4 protein-coding genes and 1 pseudogene are annotated in these 4,872 nt (G+C 73.9%); 2 read left to right on the top strand and 3 right to left on the bottom strand.

Going from position 1 to position 4,872, the window contains the following annotated elements; genetic code table 11:
- A partial coding sequence (locus tag L0B03_RS13900; protein ID WP_284501827.1) for a glycoside hydrolase family 3 protein occupies positions 1 to 1,143 on the bottom strand: 1,143 nt, incomplete at its 3' end.
- A gap of 274 nt (positions 1,144 to 1,417) precedes the next feature.
- Here L0B03_RS13900 and L0B03_RS13895 point away from each other — a divergent pair.
- The gene (locus L0B03_RS13895) at positions 1,418 to 2,491 is read left to right on the top strand and encodes a LacI family DNA-binding transcriptional regulator (RefSeq protein WP_250446777.1); all 1,074 of its coding nucleotides are present in this window, start codon (positions 1,418 to 1,420) and stop codon (positions 2,489 to 2,491) included.
- Between the two features lie 40 nt (positions 2,492 to 2,531).
- Positions 2,532 to 3,536 (top strand): acetylxylan esterase, encoded by a 1,005-nt coding sequence (locus L0B03_RS13890; protein ID WP_250446776.1) that lies wholly within the window; start codon positions 2,532 to 2,534, stop codon positions 3,534 to 3,536.
- Positions 3,537 to 3,558: 22 nt separating this feature from the next.
- Here L0B03_RS13890 and L0B03_RS13885 read toward each other — a convergent pair whose 3' ends face one another.
- Positions 3,559 to 4,530: an aldo/keto reductase gene (locus L0B03_RS13885; RefSeq protein ID WP_250446774.1), complete on the bottom strand. Its 972-nt coding sequence runs from the start codon at positions 4,528 to 4,530 to the stop codon at positions 3,559 to 3,561.
- Between the two features lie 56 nt (positions 4,531 to 4,586).
- A pseudogene (locus L0B03_RS13880) lies at positions 4,587 to 4,872 on the bottom strand (DNA-3-methyladenine glycosylase); the annotation flags it as partial.

Raw genomic sequence — 4,872 nt, 5'->3', positions numbered from 1 at the left:
GAAGCGGGCCTGCGCGGCGCCGTCGGGCTCGGGCTCCCAGTCGGCGTCGAGCAGGCCGAGCTCGCCCTTCTGGGTCAGGACCCGCCGCAGGGCGCGGTCGACGAGCTCGAGGGGGACGCGCCCCTCCTCGACCCCCGCCCGCAGGAACCCGCCGAAGGCGTGCACGCTGGGCAGCTCGACGTCCACACCAGCCCGCAGCGCCAGGTGCGCCGCCTGCTCGAGGTCCGCGGCCACCGCGTGCAGCGTGTGCAGGAAGGCGACGCCGTAGTAGTCGGCGACCACCGTGCCGGTGAAGCCCCACTCCTCGCGGAGCAGGGTGGTCAGGAGGCTCTCGTCGGCCGCCGCCGGGACCCCGTCGACGTCGGCGTAGGAGTGCATGACCGAGCGGGCTCCGCCCCAACGCAGGGCTGCCTCGAAGGGCGGCAGGATCACGTCGGCCATCTCGCGCGGGCCCATCGGGACGGGGGCGAGGTTGCGGCCGGCGCGGGACGCCGAGTAGCCCGCGAAGTGCTTGAGGGTGGCGACGACCCCGGCCCCCTCCAGGCCACGGACGTAGGCCGCGCCGATCGCCCCGACCAGGTGGGGGTCCTCGCCGATGGTCTCCTCGGTGCGGCCCCACCGGTAGTCGCGGGTCACGTCGAGCACGGGGGCCAGGCCCTGGTGCACACCCACCGAGCGCATCGACTCCCCGATCTGGCCGGCCATCTGCTCGACCAGGTCAGGGGAGAACGACGCCCCCCAGGAGAGAGGCACGGGGTAGGCCGTGGCCTGCCAGGCGGCGAAGCCCGCGAGGCACTCGTCGTGGACCTGGGCGGGGATGCCGAAACGGCTGGCTGCGGCGATCTGCGCCTGGGAGCGGGCGAGGGACGCCGCGCCCCGCACCGGGTCGACAGGCGCGGTGCCGAAGGGGCGGGTCAGCTGACCGAGCCCGTGCCGGATGACCTCGTCCCACGCCGGGACCTGGCCGGTCATGTCGCCCTGGTGCGGGGCGACGTCGCCGCCCTCCGCGTCGGCACCGACCCAGAGACCCACCAGCTGGGCGAGCTTTTCCTCGAGGGTCATCGCGGACACCAGGTACTCGACCCGGTCGGCGAGGGACCGTGACGGGTCCTGCCCCGGGTGCGAGGGGGGTCGAGCGGTCATCGCAGTCCTCCGCCACATCGTTGTGTCGCAACTATCGACATCTGTGTCGACAACTTCGACCGACGGTAAGCCGCCCGATGACCCGCGTCAACCCCTTGGATGCCGCTTGCCCGGCCCTGGTGGTGAGCCAGGTCACGCCAATTGTCCGCATCTACGGCAAGTTCTCGCCGCGAGGCCGATCGCGCTGCTACCGTGATCGACAGAACTTTCGACGTAGTTTCGAGGCGTTCACCCGCACGTCGCGATGTCGTCGCCCTTCGAACGAGGACCGTGCATGCCCGCAGCCACCCGGACGACCATCGCCGGCATCGCCGCCGAGGTGGGCGTCTCCGTGCCCACCGTCTCCAAGGTCCTGAACGGCCGCCCCGACGTCGCCCCGTCGACCAGGGCCCTGGTCGAGGAGAGCATCGCGCGCCACGGCTACCAGCGCCGCGAGGCCAAGGGGAAGCGTCGCTCGGCCCCACGGCTCGTCGAGCTCGTGTTCCACGAGTACGGCGCCCCCTGGGCCGTGGAGATCATCCGCGGCGTCGAGGCCGTCGCCGGGCCGGCGCGGGTCGGCGTGGTCCTGTCCGAGCTGGGCGGCGAGCACCGACCCCGCCAGGAGTGGCTCGACGACGTCCTCGCACGCCGCCCGCTGGGGGTGATCCTGGTCCTGTCCGACCTGGGCGAGGAGCAGCGCCGCCAGCTCGAGACCCGGTCGATCCCCTTCGTCGTCGTGGACACCGCCGGGGAGCCGCCCGCGGGGGTGCCGACCGTCGGCTCGGCCAACTGGAACGGCGGGCTCGTCGCGACCAGGCACCTGCTGGGGCTCGGGCACCGCCGGGTCGCGATCATCTCCGGACCCTCGGACGTGATGTGCAGCCGCGCGCGCATCGACGGGTACCGGAGCGCCTTCGACGAGGCCGGGGTGCCCTACGACCCCGACCTGGTCCGCTACGGCAACTTCTTCGTCGAGGGCGGGTACCAGCACGGCCGCGAGCTGCTCTCCCGGCCCAACCGCCCCACAGCGATCTTCGCGGGCAGCGACTTCCAGGCGCTCGGCGTGCTCCGTGCCGCCCGCGAGCTCGGGCTGCACGTCCCCGAGGACCTCTCGGTGGTCGGCTACGACGACCTGCCCGTGACCGAGTGGATCGGACCCGCGCTCACCACCGTGCGCCAGCCCTTGCTCGAGATGGCCAGCACCGCCACCCGCATCGTGCTGAGCCTCGCCGAGGGCGAGCAGCCCTCCAACCTGCGGATCGACCTCGCCACCGAGCTCGTCGTGCGCGAGAGCACAGCCCCGCCGGCTCGAGGCAAGAGCACAGCCCCGCCTGCTCACGGCGAGAGCACGACCCCACCGGTCGGCTGACGCCCCGCATCCACCTCTCCCCCTCACGCGACGGAGCATGATGGCCCTCTTCGACCTGCCCCTCGACCAGCTCGAGCAGTATCGCCCGGCGGTCGAGGAGCCCGCCGACCTCGACGCCTTCTGGGCCCGGCACCTCGACGCGGCCCGCACGCGGGCCGTTCTCCTCTCCGCCGTGCGGGTCGACACGGCCTTGACCGGGGTCGAGACCTGGGACGTGACCTTCGCGGGGGACGCGGGCCACCCGATCAAGGCGTGGTTCTCCCGGCCGGCCGGCACCGACGACGTCGTCCTGCCGGCCGTGGTCGAGTACCTGGGCTACGGGCGGGGGCGCGGCTTCCCGCAGGAGCGCCTGACCTGGGCGACCGCGGGCTACGCGCACCTGCTGATGGACACCCGGGGCCAGGGAGGCCAGTACGGGTCGGGAGGCGCGACCCCGGACCCGGTGGGCGCCTCGCCCAGCGCGCCGGGCTTCCTCGCCCGGGACGTGCACGACCCCGAGATGTACTACTACCGCCGTCTCATCACCGATGCCGTGCGAGCCGTGGACGCGGTACGGGCCCTGCCAGGGGTGGACCCTGCGCGGGTGAGCGTGGTGGGCAACAGCCAGGGCGGCGGCTTGGCCCTCGCCGTCGCGGGTCTGGTCCCTGACCTCACGGCTGCCATGGCGAGCGCCCCCTTCCTGTGCCACGTGCGTCGGGCCCTCGCGATCACCGACGCCGCGCCCTACGCCGAGCTCGTCCAGCACCTCGCGGTCCACCGCGAGGCCGAGGAGCAGGCCCTGCGCACCGTGGCCTACGTGGACGGCATGCACCTGGTGCGCAGGGCGCGGGCGGACGTGTTGGTCGCGACAGGCTTGCGGGACACGGTCTGCCCGCCGTCGACGGTCTTCGCCGCGTACAACCACTACGGCGACCTCGCCCGGGAGGCGGGCGAGACCGGGCCCGAGCGGGAGATGGCCGTCTACCCCTACAACCACCACGAGGGCGGCGAGGGGTTCCACCTCGACCGTCAGCTGCGGTGGCTGCGGGAACGGGTGCTGGCCTGATCACGACAGGCTGGACACGCCCTCACCCCAGCCGTGACTCGATCCACAGCTCCTCGGGCGGAACGAGGGCCTCGAGCTCGGGCCACAGGGCCTCGGGCAGCTGGCTGGTCGCGGCCTCGACCGTGACCTCGACCCGCTCGGGGCGGCTCATCCCGACCACGGTGGTGTGGACCCGCTCGTCGCGGACCGAGAACTGCAGGGCCGCCGTCGCGAGGTCGGTGTCGTGGGCGATGCACACCTCACGCATGGCCTCGATCGCCCGGAGCAGGGCCTCGGGGGCGGGGCGGTAGGCGTAGGTGCTGCGCTCACCCGGGGCCCCGGCGAGAAGCCCACCGCCGTAGACCGCGGCGTTCATGATGCCCATGCCGCGCTCGGCAGCCGCAGCCACCAGGGCACCGGCGCTGCGGTCGACGAGCGTCCAGCGGTTGTGGACCAGCAGCGCGTCGAAGACGCCGAGCTCGAGGTAGCGCGTGATCTCCGCGACCCGGCCCCCCGCGAGGCCCAGGGACTCGATGGTGCCCTCCTCGCGCATGGCCAGCAGGGCCTCGAGGGCCCCTCCCTTGCCGGTGACCTCGCCGAACTCGAAGTGGTCCGGGTCGTGCAGGTGCACCAGGGGCAGGCGGTCCAGGCTCAGCCGCTCGAGGCTCTCCTCGAGGGAGGCCCGCACCCGGTCCCCCGAGAAGTCCCGGCCCCGCGGGTCGACCTTGCTGATCACGAGCTGGCCCGGGCCCAGGCCGCCCGCGGCCCGCAGGGCCTCGCCGATGCGCCGCTCGCTCCAGCCGTCGGCGTACCCGTTCGAGGTGTCGATCGTGGTGATGGGGCTGTCCAGCACGGCGCGGATCGTCGCGACGTCGCGCGGGCCGCTGTCCGGGTCCTCCCCCGTCGCGGTGCCGCGGCCGACGGCGCTGGTCCCCGCGGTCACGGCCGAGACGACCAGGCCGGTCCCCCCGAGCTCGCGGTACCACCCGGGCATGGGCTCCTGCTGCTGTGCCATGTGCGTCCTCCTCGACGAAGGTCACCAGCCTAGGTGGCGCGACCGCACGCGGCCTGTCAGGGAGCCGCCTGCCACAGGTGCATCGCCGCGTAGGAGCGCCACGGGGACCACGCGAGGGCGCGCTCGGCGAGGGATCGATGCCCGGCTGCCCTGGGCAGGTCGCCCGGGACGGCGCCGACGGCCTGCGCCCCCGCGAGGAGGGCGACGTCACCCAGGAGCCACGCGTCCGGGTCGCCGAGCACGCGCATCGCGACGTAGGCAGCGGTCCACGGTCCGACGCCCGGACGCGCGAGGAGCTGGGTACGCAGGGCCGCGGGGTCGCCCCCGGCGACGGGGTCCGAC

Source organism: Actinotalea sp. C106, from assembly GCF_023630195.1.
In the GTDB taxonomy this organism is placed as follows: Bacteria; Actinomycetota; Actinomycetes; order Actinomycetales; family Cellulomonadaceae; genus Actinotalea.
The sequence above is the reverse complement of the archived record's forward strand: the minus strand, read 5'-3'. Positions and strand labels throughout refer to the sequence as shown.